Origin of the sequence: Ereboglobus sp. PH5-10 (genome assembly GCF_029504735.1) — a bacterium.
Classification (GTDB): domain Bacteria; phylum Verrucomicrobiota; class Verrucomicrobiia; order Opitutales; family Opitutaceae; genus Ereboglobus.
The window spans coordinates 194828-211084 of record NZ_JAQFIP010000004.1 but is presented as its reverse complement, the minus strand read 5'-3'; the positions used below and the strand labels follow the sequence as shown (position 1 = coordinate 211084).

Below are 16257 nucleotides of genomic sequence, written 5' to 3'. Positions count from 1 at the left end.
GCGCGTTATGAAAAGAGTGTTGGGGAGGGTTGTTTTTTTCAAGGTTCGTTTGGGCGCGGGCAGGAGGGGCGGAGTGGCGGGGCGCGCCTCAAAACAAAAAACGCGCCGGCATTATTTCCCCTGGAAATGCTCGACGATTTGTTGGGCCTGGGCGGGGCAGTCGGATGAGATGTAGTCAACGCCGAGGTTGGCCATTTCGATCACGTTGGCCATCGTGTTGAGCGTCCTCACATTGATGGTCATGCCCAGGTCGTGCGCTTCCTTGATCCAATGGGGATTTGAGCGAATGGCCTTGAAGCCGTAATTGGCGCCGGTGATTCCGAGTTCGTGGAGTTCCCTCGGGGGTTTGTCCCCGTTCAGGTAGGCCACTTTGCAACCCGGTTGGATGCGTGTCAGCTCCTTGCAAATATCAAGGTTGAACGCGAGGAACATCACTTGGTTCATCAATCCTGCCTTGTTGATCGCCTTGACCGTGGCGGCGACGACGGCGTTGTTTTTCTCCTTGGTCTTGTGCGTTTTTATCTCCACCGCGAGTGTCATTTCGGGCTTGGCTTTGGCTTGCTCCAGGAACGCCTCAAGCGTCGGGATGGGCTCGCCGTTTTCCAGGACGAATCCCTTAACTTCGTCATATGTGGAATTCTGGATTGAGATTCCGTTTATGGTTTTTGCGTCGTGATGGATGACCAGTTTGCCGTCGGCCGTGAGCCACACGTCAAACTCCGAGGCGAACACGCCAAGCTCCTGCGCTTTGCGCAGCGCGGTGATCGAGTTTTGCGCGGAGCCGGCGGTGTTCCAATAACCCCTGTGCGCCGTGACCTTGGGCGTGGCGGGAAGCGCATCAACTTTGTTCAGTTGGGTGAAACCCAAGTGCCGTGTTTTATTATTACGAATCAACTCCACTTGATACCTGCCGGACTGGAATCCTTCGGGAATGATGATTTTCAGCCTGTCGCGGGCGACCTCGCCGTTCAGAATTATTTCCCCGGCGTTATTTTTTTCCGTCGGGGTTAGTTTTATTTTATCATTCGCTTTGAAGCCGTTTCCCCAAATTGTATAAGGTTTTCCCGAGGCGACATTCAGCCCCGAGAAATAAAACGGTTCCGTCGTATATTTCCGGGCTGCCGCCGCCGATGCCTGTGCGCAGGCGATCAGCGACAGGCTGAATATTAATATCAGTGCGTGTTTTATATTCATTGGGGCGTTGATGATTTAATGGTTGTTCCCGAACAAAGCATAACCACGGAGGGCGCGGAGAGGCACGGAGGCGGAAGAAAAGCATCGGCGATTCCTCATGTGTTTCTCCGTGCCCCCGGGCGTCCGTCGTGGTTAACAATCAGAGGGTTTTAATTTGGGATGATCTCTTGGCTCACGCGCGCGGCTCAAGCCAGCGGGTTGAAACTTATCTCGTGCGCGATGGAGCCGTCGTGGATCATTGTCGCGGCGAGCCGCAGTTGTTTGGCGTCGGCGTGGCCGCGGATGATTGTGGCGTTGGAGATCCCGCGTCCGCCGCCGAGGAGTTGGGCGTAGGGGAACTTTTTTGTCGCGGGTATCAATGTGGCGCGGTGGTTGTGGCCGGAGACGATGACTTGCGCGCCCCAGCGCACGAGCGAGTCGTGCCACACGGCGCGTCCGCGCAGACTGACGTGATCCCATTCCTTGTTGTCGTAGTTGGCCTGGACTTCATCGGTCCAGCGCAGCGGGATGTGGCAAAACACGACGCGGTAGGGCGCGGAGCGCAGCGCGGGATGCTGGATGACCCGCTCGAGCCAGTGGGCTTGCTCCCTGATGAGCGGCTCGAACGCGGCGACTCCCTTGAAGGAGGGGTGCGAGTCCGGTTTGTCCTCGCCGGTGTCGAGCGTGATCGCGGCCATCGGGCCGGAGCGGAAGGCGTAGAAGGGGCGTCCGGTGGGGAAATCCACGTAGTCGGTCATTTTGTTCGCCCAGATGCCGCGCACGTCGTGGTTGCCGCGGGTCAGGAGGATGGGCGGGCCCTCGGCGAGGTCAACGCCCTTGGGGCTGACGTAGATGCCGGGAAGCCGCGAGGCGTCGTTGACGTTGTTGCTGAGGTCGCCGTTCCACAAAAGAAAATCGTCCTCGTCGCGGCGCAGCGAGTGGAGTTTTTGGATGGTTGCGGCCTGGTCGTGCGTGTCGTTCCAGACTGAGAAGCGGGTTTCGGCGGCCTTGGGCGAAAGGGTCTTGTGGCTATAAACGCGCGTGCGGATTTGTTTTCCCTGGCCCTTGAGCGGTTTTAAGGTGGCCCGCCAGTGGTAACGCGTGCCGGGTTTCAATCCGGTGAGGCGGATTTTTGCCACCTTGTCGTCGTGCGGGACGAAGCCCCATTCGTCGCTGGCGGCCGTGAACTGAAACTTTGGCGTTTCGCCGTAGTCGATCCAGGCGAGCGCGGCTTCGCGAAGCGGAAGCGTGATGGTGAGGCTGCTTGGCGTGGGTGCGAAGACGGCGGGCGTGCCGTTGAGCAGTCCGGTGCTTTCCGCGCTCGCGGCGTCCGCGGAAGCGGCGGCGAGCGGCTTGGCGAGTCCGGCGGCGGCGAGCGTGCCGATGGTTCCGATTGAGGTGATGAATTGGCGGCGTTGCATGATGGGATTTTGGGTTTTTGATTCTGGGTTTCGGATTTAGGTAGGGCGAACCGTCCCGGTGAGCCGAAGCAGTGAACGGCTCACCGGGACGGTTCGCCCTGCCTAAGTGTTAGCGGATGTGTTCGAATTCTGCGGAGACAAAATAATGGTCGCTCGGGTATTTGCCCTTGCGAGCGTCCTTGATGATTTCGGCGTCGATGGGCGCGAGGAGTTTGTTGTGGAGGATGAAGTCGATTTTTTTGCGGGTTTTGCCCTGGGGCGTGGAGAGGAATTCGGCGCCGAGAAAACGGTGCGCGGTCCCTCCGGGGTCGGCTGGGCCGTGAATGGCGGTGTGGCTGTCGAGCCAGCCTTCTTTTCGCGCCAGTTGGAGCGAGGGGGAATCCGCGTCGGCGTTAAAGTCGCCGGTGATGACGACGGGGAGGTCTTTCGGCAGCGCGCCGGCGAATTTGAGCAGGACGGCAATTTGTTTCACGCGCGCCGTGCTAAACTTGTGCTCGAGGTGGGTGTTGAGAACGCAGAGTTTTTTGCCGGTGTTTTTGTCCTTGAGGACGAGCCAGTTCGCGGAGCGCGCCATGTAGGCGTCCTCGTATTTTGAGAAGGCGGTTTCCGGAGTGTCGGAGAGCCAGAAACCTCCGCCGTCGAGTTTCTCAAAACGCTTGGTGGAGTAGAGAATCGGAACGTAAAGGTCTTTCTTTGTGCTTCTGGCCGCATCCTTCATTTCGAAAAAATTATGGAATTCGGTGTTCGGAAGATGGTCGCGGAGGTAGCTGACCTGGCCGATGTGGTTTTCCTGGAGGCAAATGATGTCGGCGTCCTGCGCGAGGATGACGTCGCGGCAAAGCTCCTTGCGGGAATCCCAGTCGTTGCCGGTTTTTTTGTCCGCCAGGAAATAAGTGTGGCGGATGTTGGCCGTGACAACGCGGACAGCATCCGCGTTTTGCCGTTTGCGCGCGGGGATGTCGTTCGTTTGCGCCGGCAATGACAGGGCGAGCATTGCGAGCACGGCGATGAGGGCTGTTTTGGCGAGGCTGGGGATAAATTGCCGACGGTGCATGCGTGTTGGAGTTTTGTTTTTTAACTGCGGATGGACGCGGATAAACACAGATAAACACAGATGGAATAATACAAAAATCAGAGGGTTTTTATCTGTGTTAATCTGCGGTTGGTTTGGCTCAATGGGGTGGTTGCGGTGGCGGAGCGGAAGTCTATCTGGCCTCCGCGATCCCTGTGCCGAAACAGACTTTGAAAGAAGGAGGGCGCACGCAAGGTGCGCCCCCACGGGTTTACTCGGCCAGGGCTTCGATGACGGCGCGGTTGGCGGCGCGGACGGCGGGGCCGTCCATTTTCAAGACTTTGCGGTCGTAGGTGTAGAATCCGTTGGCCTCGATTTCGACGTCGGTCGTCTGCGTGTAAACGGCGGCGGCATAACCCTCGGCGACCATGTCCTTCAGCATTTTTGTGTATTCAACATACTTTGCCGTGAGGTCGTCCTTGCCGGTGAATTTGACTTTGCCGTAACCCCAGTTTTTGCCGTCCGGTTTCCAGAGGTGGCCGGGCAGCGGGAGGGCGAGGCCGCCGTATTCGCCGAGCACAAGCGCGAGGTTTGAGTAGCCGGGGAACATTTTCGGCGCGGGATAATTGTGGAAGTCAACAATGTCGCCGCACGCGCGCATGTTGCCGCCGCTGGCCGCGTTGACGAGGCGCGAGGGATCGCGCTCCTTCGTCCACTTGGCGATTCTTTCCGTGTCGAACTGGCCCCACGCTTCGTTGAACGGCACCCACACGACGACCGAGGGATGGCCCTTGCAGAAGTCCATGATTTCGCCCCACTCCTTTTGGAAATTATCCTTCGAGAGCGGCGTGCGCAGCGTGTCGATTCCGCCGCCGAGCGTGTTGCGGCCCCACTTCGCGCCGAGGCCGTAGCTGTGCGTGCTGGGCATGTCCTGCCACACGAGAATGCCTTCGCGGTCGCAATGCCAATACCAGCGTTGCGGCTCCACTTTCACGTGCTTGCGAATCATGTTAAAGCCGAGCTCCTTGGTCTTGATAATGTCAAACAACAGCGCCTCGTCGGTCGGCGCGGTGTAGAGGCCGTCGGGCCACCAGCCTTGGTCGAGCGGGCCAAAGTGAAAATAGTTTTTCCCGTTCAATTGCATGCGCACCATGCCGGAAGCGTCGCGCTTCATGGAGATTTTGCGGAAGGCTGTGTAGGAGCGGGCTTCATCGACGGTTTTGCCACCCGCGAGAAGGCGCGCGCGCAGGTCGTAGAGTTTCGGGTTTTCCGGCGACCAGAGCGTCGGGTTTTTCAACGAAAGCGTCAGGGCCTCGCCGGCGTTGCCGCGCGCGGTGGCAACGACCTTGTTGTTGTCAACCAGCTCCACCTCGACGGTGGCGGGCGCGGCGGTGGCGACGGTCACGGCGAGCGTGCCGGCGTCGATGTCGGAGACGGTTTGCACGTCCTTGATGTGGTTTTTCGGCACCGGTTCCATCCACACGGTTTGCCAGATGCCGGTGACGGGGGTATACCAGATGCCCTTGGGATTGCGCACCTGCTTGCCGACGGGATTGTCGGACGCGTCGGTCGGGTCCCAGACGCGGACGACGAGCGTGTTCGAGCCGGAGGCGTTGAGGAAGCGGGTGATGTCGAACGAGAACGGGGCGTAGCCGCCGGTGTGCGAGCCGACGGGCGCGCCGTTGACAAACACATCCGCGCGCCAGTCAACCGCGCCGAAGTGCAGAATGATGTTTTTTCCGCGCCACGCGGCGGGGATGGCGAGCTGGCGTTGATACCAAAGTTCGTTGTCCGAGCCGACCTCGCGTTGCACGCCGGAGAGCGAGGACTCGATGGCGAAGGGCACGAGGATTTGCCCCTCGTAGGCTGTGGGCAGCGCAGCGCCCTTCGGGGCGATGGTGTAGTCCCACAGGCCGTTGAGATTTTGCCACTCGGCGCGCGCGAGGCGCGGGCGCGGATACTCGGGCAGCGGATTGGAGGGATCAACCTGGGCGGCCCAGGGCGTTTTGATAAGGTCGCCGGCGGGCGCCCAGGATTTGGCGGTTGCGGTGGCTCCGGCGAGGAGCATCGCGACAAGGAATAACGGCAGGCAATGTTTCATAGTTTGGGTTTTGTGGTTCATTGGAGAAAGGGAAAATTGTAACCGCGAATGGACGCAAATGGACGCTAATAAAGACGGGGAATGAGACGGAAAAAGGGAAGGGGTTTATGTCATGGGGAAAACGAAAAATGGCGATAGGAATAATTATTCAATTTCAGGTTTTCTGCGATTGCTCGCGGGGTGTGTTTTCACAGCAAATTTTTGACCACGGATTACACGGATTAACACGGATGAATGCAGTAGGGGCGTCGCTTGCGACGCCCGGTTTGCTTATCCGTGCATATCCGTGTAATCCGTGGTCAAAAATGAATGATGACATCCTTCAATTGCGGCTGCGTCGCGTTTAGTTTGTGGCGACAATGAGAATTGGGGGAATTTTGAATGCAAATCACGATGGCTGGGGCGAAAAATAAACAGTAATCAGGCCATTATCTTTTTGGCGGCTATGGTTAAAATATTTCTACATTTTCATTAAGAATATGCTCCCCTTTTTCCGCATTTGTTTTCGGCGTTTTAACTCTTTGCGATCATTGTTGATCGCCATAATAATCACTCCTTCAGCAATTAAAAACAATATTACGTCCTTGATAGTTATAAATCGGATATCCTGGAATGATAAAAAAACCATCAGTCCGAAAACAGCGATTCCGAATAAAAAATACATTGCTATTCTGAATTTGATAAAATCATCGCTGCAATCAAAAATACTTTTATATTTTTTCATTTTATCAGGATCAAAAGGGAGCCGTCTCGAGTTTTGTTGATTTTCACGATCAGGGGGCGAGGCTCGTTGGCCTCGTCCGGCGGCTGAAAGCCGCCGCTCCTTGCGCAGGCGGCGGTTCGTGCGCGGGTAGTTATGTGTTCGGCTTCTTTTTGCTGAAGAGCAGGGGGACGATCAGGAGGAAGGAGAGCGTCGAAGCGATCACCCAGAAGGCCGAGGCGTGGCTAAAATCGTAGACCTTCACGCCTTCGACGATTGTTATGCGCGCGTCGATCAGCTTGCCGCTAATGATGTCCTGGCAGCCGGCGGCGATGTAACTCGCGAGGCCGACAACGCCCATCGCCGCGCCCGTGGCCTTGCGCGGCACGAGGTCAACCGCCATCAGTCCGCCGAGGAAACAGATGAGCACGCCGATGGATATGCCAAAGAGGATCATGCTGATCACGTTCACAACGATGCCGCTGCCGCCATAAAGGAAGAGGATGAGCGAGACGGTGTTGCACACCCCAAAGATGATCGCGGGCAGGCGGCGGTCGCCGCGGAAAAATTTGTCGGAAAACCAGCCCGAGAGCACCGTGCCGAAGATGCCGAGCAGCGCGTTGACGGAAATGAGGTTGGTTGATTCGACGAGGCTGTAGTCCTTTGTCTCCTGCAGGAAGAGCACGCCCCAACTGTTCACCGCGTAGCGCGCCATATACATAAACGCGCTCGACGCGGCGAGTATCCACACGCCGGGCGTGCGCAACGCGAGGCGCTGGAGCGAGGCGGTGCTTTCGGCGGGCGCGGACGCATTTTGTTGCGCGGCCTCGCCCGTGAGCACTTCGACCGGCGGAAGCTTTTGGCTTTCGGGCGTGTCGTGCATGAGCCAGATGATGACAACCACGCCCAGCACGCCCGCGAGCGCGGCGCCCCAGAAGCCCCATTGCCAGCCGACGGCGGAGACAATCAACCCGACGAGCACGAAGGACAAAAACTCGCCGAGGTTGTGGCTCAGGCTGAAGAAGCCGTAAAAGGTGCCGCGCTTTTTCAACGGATACCAGCGGGAGAGCCCGATGACCGCGCAGGGCGAGCCGACGGACTGGCCCCAGCCGCTGATCGCCCACATGGTGGCGAAGATGGCGGTGAACGCGCCGGCGGAAATGACGCCGGTGGTGAAGCCCATCACGCCCATGACGAGGTTGGCGCACGCGGAGAGCGCGAGTCCGGTCGCCATGAAGCGCTTGATGTTGGAGTGGTCGGCGATGAAGCCGTTGAAAAACTTGCCGCCCGCGTAGGCGAAGAGGAGCGCGGAACCGACGACGCCGAGTTGGCTGGCGTCAACCAAGCCGGCGTCGAGCATGGGTTTTTTGACGACGTTGAGCGTGGTGCGGCAGACGTAAAACAAGCTGTAACCGATCGTGCCCGCGAGAAACACCTGCCAGCGCAGGCGCTTGTAGAGCGCGTCCGTATTTTTGTCGTGCGGCAATTGCACGGCGGCGGGCTGGCTGACACGGAAGAAGTTGAGCAGGCGTTTGAACATTGACGATTAAGGTTTAAGTTTAAGGTGGCGGAAGCGGGGTGGTTTGAGGGGGATTTTTTGCCGGAAAGGGGACAGGGTTATGACACAGAGGGCGCGAAGGGCGAGCCAGTTGTTCGGGGAATTTTTGAGGAGTGTCGAAACTCTTTTGTTAGTCCTCAGATGTTCCGAGGCGGCTCTGCCTCAACCGAAGGAATAGCCGCAAAAAGGCGCAAGAGGCGCAAAAAAAACCATGAGGAATTTGTTCTCCCAAAAGTCATTCACTCCCAAAGGCGGGCAAACGCGAACTGGAAGGTTTTTATCTTTGCGCCTCTTGCGCCTTTTGGCGGCTAAAACGGATTGAGTGAATTATTCCCAATCGAGCACGGCGGCGATGGGGGCGTGGTCGCTGGGGCGGATGCCGTTGCGGCGGATGTCCACGTTGGCGGCGGAGGTTGGTTTCAGGCCCTTGCTCGAAAAGATGAAGTCGATGCGCGGCAGTTTTTCCCTCGGGCTGCCCGCCTCCTCGAAGGCCTCGACCAGCGCTTGCGGCGGCGAGTAGGTGACGTCCTCGAACTTGATCGGGAAACCGGTGAGGTATTTGTAGACGTAACCGTCGCCGCGGGAGTCGTTGCGCAGGGAGTTGAAGTCGCCCGTGAGGATGATCGGCGCGGACTTGTCCTTGCGGTTTTTGATGCGGTCCATGATGAGGAGTGCGGATTTCATGCGGGCCTCGGGCACGTGGACGTTGAGGTGGGTGTTGTAGAAATACACTTTTTTGCCGGTGCGCTTGCCGTTGGCGATTTCGTGGAAGAGGCCGTAGCTGACATTGCGGCGCGCGCCCTTGTTGGTGCTTTTGCCGGTCTTGGGATCAATGGGCGACCAGGTGTTTGAGCCGGGGATTTCGGGCGTGTCGGAAAGCCAAAACGTGCCGCTGTCGCCGGGGTCGATTTCCCAGCGGTCCTTGCGCCAGAAGAACATGTTGGACATTGAGATTTCCGTCGGTTTCAGCGTGTTTGGCTCGCCGTTGCACGCCGCGTAGAGCGAGCCGTAGCCGGACTTTTCCATCTCAACGGCGAGCTGGTTGACCTGGTCGAGCACGGGGTCGGGGTTGGTGGAGGTTTCCTGCGTGCCGATGAAGTCGTAGCCCGCGCCGCCTGTCCGGTCGCGCATGATTTCGAGGACGAGCGGCTTGCGTTTGACCCAAGGCTCGCACTTGGCGTTTTTTTCGGTGCTCGGGCGGGAGCCGAGGAGGTTGTAGGTGAGCACGCGCACGGGCTCGGAAAAACCGGTGAGGGCGAGCGCGACGCTCGCGAGCGCGAGCAGGGTGAGACGACGGACGGGGAGCGTGGTTTTCATAATTAAGAAAGGTTTTTTTAACCGCGGATGGACGCGAATGGCCACAGATAAAATGCAAGCGTTCGCGGACGGGACGGAGCCCGTCCCTCCAAGGCCCCGGGGCTTGCCCCGAGGCTCTTTATTTTCCGATTTGCATTTCAATAACCAGCGGCTCGTCGACCGGTTGCGCGGGGATTTCGATTACCTGTAATCCGCCTCGCCGGATGGCTTTCACGGGACGTCCGTTGGCCTTGATGTTTTTGATGCTGGCGGCGGATGTTTCGACGCGGTGGGCGCGGTTGGCGACCTTGCCGTCGAATGTCCCTCCGTTGGGCGTCACCGTCAGCGTGACTTTGTCGCCGGCGCGCTGGTAGCGCAGGGCGGTTGTCGCAAACCTGCCGTCCTCGTATTGGCGCGTGAGGCCGTCGTCCTCGTAGAGCGTGAAGGTGTTGTCGGCGCCGTCGGCGCCCGGATAGACCCGCATCACGAGCGTGTCCAGGGGCGCCGATGCCGGGCGCTCGCGGTAGGGTTGCAGCGGGAGCAGCCAGCCGCCTTTGACATACAGCGGAAATTGGTCGATGTCCTTGGCGACGGTTTTTGTCTGCCCGCCCTCATGGCGCTCGCCGGTGAAAAAGTCATACCATGCGTCGCCCGCCGGGAACCACACTTTCTGTTTTGCGATTTTGTTTTCGCCCTCGCCGGCCGATGTGATTGGCGCGGCCAGAAGCAAGTCGCCGAACATGAATTGCTGCGGGTTTTTGTAAGACTCCGGGCTGCCGCCGTGGTCGATATACATGGCCCTGTTGAGCGGCACCATCGTCCGGTGGGTTTGCCACACGCTTGAGTAAATATAGGGCATCAGCTCGGAGCGCAGGACGTAGGCTTTTTTCATCGAGGCCTCGGCTTGTTTTCCCCAAAGCCACGGGCGGCGGTCGAGCTTGGCGTCGTATTGCGAATGGATCCTCATCGCGGCGCTCATGGCTCCGAACTGCGTCCAGCGGGCGTAAAGCTCGGGGTCCTTGCCGCCGTAGAAACCGCCGATGTCGTGCGCCCAATAATAGCATCCGGCGTTTCCGCTGGTCGCCGTCAGCTCGACCTCGAAGGCCAGCACTTTCCAGTTCGCGTGGGCGTCGCCCGAGAACTGGATGGGATGCCGTTGGTCGCCCCAGCCGGCCCAGCGGCTGTAATTCGCGCCGCGCAGTCCGTTGCGTTGCGATTCCTTGTAATATAATTCGTTGAGCCAGGCCAGGTGCGTGGTCGATGTGCCGCGAACCGTCGGGTAAAGATAATCCTGCTGCCAGTCCAGCCACCAGAAGGCCACGCCCATGTCCCACGATTCCCCGTGCGCGTGCCGCAGGAATGTTTCCATGTAGCGACGGTTGCCCGCGTCGAACATCACTGTCGAGCCGTCGGCGGGGAGGCCCATGTCGGCCATGAACGCCTTATACATGGCCTCGTGGGGGCGGATGCCGTCGTGCGGGTGGTCGTTGAGGGAAATGTATATGTTGTCCTTGAGCAGATCGCCCACGAGCGCCGCCGGGTCGGGTATCAATTTGCGGTTCCATGTGTAGCCAACCCATCCGCGGTTGCTGGCGTGCCCGGTGCCGGCCGTGGCGTCCTGCGTGTGCCAGCCCATGTCGAAGACGAGATTGTCGAGCGGGAAGCCGTGCTGGCGGTATTCATCCACAATCTGCCGGTATTCGTCGGCGTTATAATCCCACCAGCGGCAATACCACACGCCGTGCACGTGGCGGCGGGTCATCGGGACGTTGCCGCTGATGCGGCCCAAGTCGGCAAGCGCGGCGCGGTAGTCGCCGCCATAGAGAAAACAATAAACGTCCTGCACATGGTCCGCGTCGCGGCGCGCGATCCAGTCGTCCTTTATGATGTCCTTGCCCGAGTCGTTGATTATATACCAGCCGTTGCGGCTCAACAGTCCCTCGTCGAGCGGGATGGGACCCGCGACGCGGTCGAGCGTCGAGATCGCGCCGCCGAGGTTGCCGCCCTTGCGATTGCGCAGGGTGAATTTTTTATCGGCTCCGTTGTGCGTGAACCACGCCTCGAAGTTGTGAAGGCCGAAGGGGAATCCGTCGTCGTGAAACTCCATGCGAAGCGCGGAGGTGGTGATGCGGTAGCGTCCCCCGCCAAGCTCCGTGACGGTGAAGTCGTCGCAACGCGCGTCGCGATGATGGGCGAACAGGGTCCGGTCGTTGAGGAACTTGGCGTCGTTGGCGTATTCCAGCCGGAACAGCGTCGGCGAAATAATGGTGACGCGTTTGTTCCCGAACGTCAGCGGATTCCCGTGCAGGGAAAGTGATGCCGCGCCCAGCAATACAAATGCTGCCGACAGGATTAGTTTTTTCATGGAAATACGCGCGCTCATGGTGTGTGTGTGACCGTTTGGAGAATTAGGGAGGATTTGTTTTTGTTGTGATTTGAAATGCAAAAAATGCGGACGGGCGCGACTGAAAACCGTGTCGCGCCCGCGGCCGGTCATTTGCGATTGTTGCCCGGCGAGATTCTCAGCAGGAGCACGCCGTGCGGGTTCACCGTGGCGGAGAATTTGTCCTTTGTCGTGGCGATGTTTTTTTGGCGCCACACGTCGCGGAGGGTTTGGGTTCCGCGCAGGCCGAGCGACTTCAGCGTGAATTCGATTTCGCTTTTTTCCGCGCCCTTGTTAAACAGGCCGACGGCCATCGAGCCGTCCTCAAGGTGCTTGGCGTAAACAACGGTGTCGCCTTTTTCCAGCACCGGCATGGCGAGCAGGCCGAGCGGGTCCTGGTTTATGTCGAGGACCTCGTCGTTGGTGAGGAGGCTGAGCGTGAACTCGTCGATTTGCGCCATGTCGCAACCGAGCAGGAGCGGCGAGGACAGGAGCGCCCAGAGGCTGATGTGCGAGTATTGCTCGTCGGCGGTGAGCTTGGTGTAGTGAAGCGTGCCGCCCGTCCAGCCGCCGACGTGGCCGACGACGAGCATGTCCGGATCGGCCCAGTGTCCGGGGCCGGAAAACGCGGCCCATTTCGATTGCGTGAAGCCGAGGGCGGAGACGCTTTTCCAGGTGTCGCGAATATCGCCGGTGGTGCGATACACGTCCGTGAGGTTCATCCATTTCGGCGCGTCGCCGTAGGGGGCGGAGTTGGAAATGCTGTAAACAATGTCGCGGTCGGTGGCGCGGAGCGCGTCGAGCATTTCCTTGGTGTGGGCGATGTCGTTGGGCGCCCAGTCGTATTTCAAATAATCAACGCCCCACTCAGCCCATTGCGCCACGTCGTTTTTGACGAAGGAGTGTTTGCCGTGCTTGTAGTGCCGCTTGCGGTCGCGCACGGGATTGCCGATGTCGAAGCGGTAATGCTCGTCGTGCTGTTTTTGTTTGATCCAGTCGTGGGTGCCGTCGGCGTTGTCGGCGTAGGAGCCGATGTAGCCCGCGTAGGTGCCGACCCAGGGGCCGGAATAGATGCCGAACTTGAGGCCGAGCGTGTGGATGTCGTCGGCGAGTTTTTTCATGTCGGGAAATTTTTTGTTCGGCTGGATGGCGTTGTGTTTTCCGCCGCGGACGCCCTGCCAGCAGTCGTCGATGTTTATGTAGGACCAGCCGTGGTTGACGAGGCCGGTGGTGACGAAGGCGCGGGCGACGGCGAGGATTTTTTCCTGCGAGACGTCGTTGCCGTAGGCGTTCCAGCTGCTCCAGCCGAGCGGCGGGGTGAGCGCGAGTTTGTCGCCGATCACGATTTTGAAATCGCGGGCGGCCTTGCCGAGCGCATTGACGGCGTGGAGTGTGACTTTGTATTCGCCGGCCGCGGCGACGCGGCCCGTGATGCGGCCGGTGGCGGAATCGAGGCTCAGGCCCGCGGGCAGGTTGTCGGCGGAAAACGTCATGGGCCGGTCGCCGGTCGCCGGGATTGTGTAAAGGAAAACCGAGCCGGGGCGCGCGCCAAACACGCGCGGGCCGTTGATGCGCGGCGTGGCGGGCGGCGGCGGCGTGAGGATGCGCGCGCGCAACGCCTCCATGTCGGGCGCGGGCGCGGTCAGCCGGCCCGGCGTGGCGGGGGCGCGCTTCCATGCCTTGCGGTCGCTGCGGCGCAGTTGCGCGCCGTCCTTTTCGATTTGAAATGTGTAGGCGCCGATGGAGAAGCGTCCGTCGCCGGTTTTGCGCCACTGGCCGCTCTTGACGTCGTCCTTCCAGCTTTCCTCCCAAGTGAAGTCGGCGTGGAATTTATACACCGAGACATTTTCGCCGCTGCGCATGTGCCAGTCGGCGTTGGTGATGACCGAGGTGATGTCGGCGGCATTTTTTGTGTCCGGCGAGGAATGCCCGGTAATGGCGAGGGCGGCGGACGCGAAGGCGAGCAGGGCAAGGTGGATAGTTTTCATAATTTAAAAAATTTATTAACCACGGATTACACGGATAAGCACCGTAGGGGCGTCGCAAGCGCCGCCCGGTTTGTCATCCGTGTAATCCGTGGTTAATATCATATTGTATTATTTGTATAATTTAAGTGAGGCTCGTGAGGTTTGACACAGACAGGAATGCCTGTGCTACCTTGACTACTCCCAATCCAGCACGGCGGCGATGGGGGCGTGGTCGCTGGGACGGATGCCGTTGCGGCGGATGTCCACGTTGGCGGCGGAGGTTGGTTTCAGGCCCTTGCTCGAAAAGATGAAGTCGATGCGCGGCAGTTTTTCCCTCGGGCTGCCCGCTTCCTCGAAGGCCTCGACCAGCGCTTGCGGCGGCGAGTAGGTGGCGTCCTCGAACTTGATCGGAAAACCGGTGAGGTATTTGTAGACGTAACCGTCGCCGCGGGAGTCGTTGCGCAGGGAGTTGAAGTCGCCGGTGAGTATGATCGGCGCGGACTTGTCCTTGCGGTTCTTGATGCGGTCCATGATGAGAAATGCGGATTTCAAGCGGGCCTCGGGCACGAAGACGTTGAGGTGGGTGTTGTAGAAATACACTTTTTTGCCGGTGCGCTTGCCGTTGGCGATTTCGTGGAAGAGGCCGTAGCTGACGTTGCGCTGGCCGCCCTTGTTGGTGCTTTTGCCGGTCTTGGGATCAACGGGCGACCAGGTGTTCGAGCCGGGGATTTCGGGCGTGTCGGAAAGCCAGAATGTGCCGCTGTCGCCGGGGTCGATTTCCCAGCGGTCCTTGCGCCAGAAGATCATGTTGGTGAGCGCGAATTTTTTCGCGACCTTGCTGTTTTCCTCGCCGGAAACGGCCGCGTGGAGCGAGCCGTAGCCCTTCATCGCGTCGGCGAGCTGGTTGACTTGGTGGAGCTCGGCGGTGGGGTGAATCGACGTTTCCTGCGTGCCGATAAAATCGTAGCCCGCGCCGCCGGTTTTGTCGCGCATGACTTCGATGACAAGGGGCATTCGTTTTTCCCACACATCGCATTTGGCGCTCACTTCCCAGCTCGGTTGGGAGGCGAGGATGTTGTAGGTGAGCACGCGCACGGGCGCGGATTGGACGGTGAGCGCGAAGGCCGCGCTCGTGAATGCGAGCAGTGTGAGGAGGATGTTTTTTTTCATGGGAAGGGTTTTGTTTTTAGCCGCAAAGGAGTGTTATTTTGTGGTGAGTTTAACGGCTTCTTTTTCGAGGGCGGGGCGGATTTTGCCGCCGTTGGGGCCGCCCCATTTGCTGATTCTTTGAACCATAAAAACCGTCACGAGGTTTTCCTTGGGCCAGATCGAGAGGTTGGTGCTGTAGGCTCCGCCGTGGCCGTATTTGCCGCCGGGTTCGCCCTTGCCGAGGTTCAGGCCGAGGCCGTAGGCGGTTTTTGTGTGCGGGGGTGTCTGGCGGCGCGTCATTTCGGCGACGGCCTTCTCGCTGAGGAGTCGTCTGCCGTTGAACTCGCCTTTGTTGAGCAGGAATTGTCCGAAGCGCGCGACGTCGCGCGCGCTCGAGAACAGGCCGCCGCCGGGGAAGGGGTGGCGGTTGGCGCGGTCGTTGAGCGGATAGCGGAGGTAGGCGTTGGGCTGCGCGGTGAGCGTGCGCTTTTTCGGGTCGCCGCGGTAGCAGGTGGCGATGCGTTCGACCTGTTTTGCGTCGGGCCAGAAAGTGGTGTCGCTCATGCCGAGCGGGTCGAGGAGGCGTTTTTGCAGGAAGTCCTCGTAGGGCATGCCGCTGACGATTTCGATGATGCGCCCGATGGTGTTGATGTCGGTGTTGGCGTAGGAGTAATCGGTGCCGGGCTCGAAGAGCAGGTCGCTGGCGGCGTAAATATCGACCAGCTTGGAAAGCGGGAGGCGGTCGAAGGTGGGTTTTTCCTCGGGCACGCTGTAACGCAGCCCGGCGGTGTGGCTGAGCAGGTGGCGGATGGTGATCGGGGTTTTCCGGTAAACGGCGGCGGGCGCGGCGGCCTGCCTGGACTCGACCTCGGGCGCGGACGGGTCGCGGGTGTAGTTGGCGATGTCGCCGAGTTTTTCGGATTCCTTGGAAACGATTTTTTGCCGCTGGGCGAACGCGGGGATGTATTTTGAGACGGGGTCGTCGAGCGAGACCTTGCCTTCGTCAACAAGCATCATGAACGCGGCGGCGGTCATGGGTTTGCTCATGGAGGCGATCCAAAACAAACTGTCCTCGCGCATGGGTTTTTTGCCGGCGATGTCGGCCAGTCCGACGGCTTCGCAGGCGAGAACTTTTTTGCCGTCGGCGGCGAGGAAAACGGTTCCGGCGATCGTGCCGTCGTCAACATAAGGCCGCGCGGTGTCGGCAAACGGCCCGGCGCGGAGCAGCGGCGCGAGCGCGAGCGCAATCGCGGCGAGAAGGGAAACGCGGAGGTTGAGGGAGTGTTTTGGGTTCATTTGCAGGAATTGTGTTTAACCACGGAGGGCACTGAGGACGCGGAGAGAGGGCGGGGTGATAGTCTGGATAATTTTGCGGCGTGTTGAAGTTTGTTTTTTGCCCGGAAGACAACGAAGGATGACAGAGGGCGTGGAGTGATTCGTGCGTGTTTTGAGAGAGCGAAAATGATTTTTTTTAACCGCAGATGGACGCGGATAAAT

At 59.5% G+C, this 16257-nt stretch carries 10 protein-coding genes; all 10 read right to left on the bottom strand.

The genetic code is table 11. The annotated features are described in order from the left end of the window. Nucleotides 1–111: 111 nt before the first annotated feature. Nucleotides 112–1194: a glycerophosphodiester phosphodiesterase family protein gene (locus M2447_RS05255; protein ID WP_277557706.1), complete on the bottom strand. Its 1083-nt coding sequence runs from the start codon at nucleotides 1192–1194 to the stop codon at nucleotides 112–114. A 185-nt stretch (nucleotides 1195–1379) separates the two neighbouring features. Beyond that, nucleotides 1380–2594 carry a metallophosphoesterase family protein gene (locus tag M2447_RS05250; RefSeq protein ID WP_277557705.1) on the bottom strand — a complete coding sequence of 405 codons (1215 nt, stop codon included), beginning with the start codon at nucleotides 2592–2594 and terminating at the stop codon, nucleotides 1380–1382. Between the two features lie 109 nt (nucleotides 2595–2703). Continuing rightward, nucleotides 2704–3648: an endonuclease/exonuclease/phosphatase family protein gene (locus M2447_RS05245; protein ID WP_277557704.1), complete on the bottom strand. Its 945-nt coding sequence runs from the start codon at nucleotides 3646–3648 to the stop codon at nucleotides 2704–2706. A gap of 229 nt (nucleotides 3649–3877) precedes the next feature. Further along, a complete protein-coding gene (locus tag M2447_RS05240; RefSeq protein WP_343215372.1) occupies nucleotides 3878–5674 on the bottom strand; it encodes a sugar-binding domain-containing protein in 1797 nt (598 codons plus the stop codon). A gap of 887 nt (nucleotides 5675–6561) precedes the next feature. Further along, complete coding sequence (locus tag M2447_RS05235; RefSeq protein WP_277508158.1) at nucleotides 6562–7947, bottom strand: MFS transporter; 1386 nt, start codon at nucleotides 7945–7947, stop codon at nucleotides 6562–6564. Nucleotides 7948–8292: 345 nt separating this feature from the next. Beyond that, nucleotides 8293–9282, bottom strand: coding sequence for an endonuclease/exonuclease/phosphatase family protein (locus tag M2447_RS05230; RefSeq protein WP_277508156.1), 990 nt, complete (start codon nucleotides 9280–9282; stop codon nucleotides 8293–8295). A gap of 118 nt (nucleotides 9283–9400) precedes the next feature. Next, on the bottom strand, nucleotides 9401–11626 hold the full coding sequence (locus M2447_RS05225) for a TIM-barrel domain-containing protein (protein WP_277508155.1): 2226 nt from the start codon (nucleotides 11624–11626) through the stop codon (nucleotides 9401–9403). Nucleotides 11627–11754: 128 nt separating this feature from the next. Next, nucleotides 11755–13632: a putative Ig domain-containing protein gene (locus M2447_RS05220; protein WP_277508154.1), complete on the bottom strand. Its 1878-nt coding sequence runs from the start codon at nucleotides 13630–13632 to the stop codon at nucleotides 11755–11757. A 174-nt stretch (nucleotides 13633–13806) separates the two neighbouring features. Further along, the gene (locus tag M2447_RS05215) at nucleotides 13807–14781 is read right to left on the bottom strand and encodes an endonuclease/exonuclease/phosphatase family protein (protein WP_277508153.1); all 975 of its coding nucleotides are present in this window, start codon (nucleotides 14779–14781) and stop codon (nucleotides 13807–13809) included. A gap of 33 nt (nucleotides 14782–14814) precedes the next feature. Further along, on the bottom strand, nucleotides 14815–16056 hold the full coding sequence (locus tag M2447_RS05210; RefSeq protein ID WP_277508151.1) for a serine hydrolase domain-containing protein: 1242 nt from the start codon (nucleotides 16054–16056) through the stop codon (nucleotides 14815–14817). Nucleotides 16057–16257: the final 201 nt, after the last annotated feature.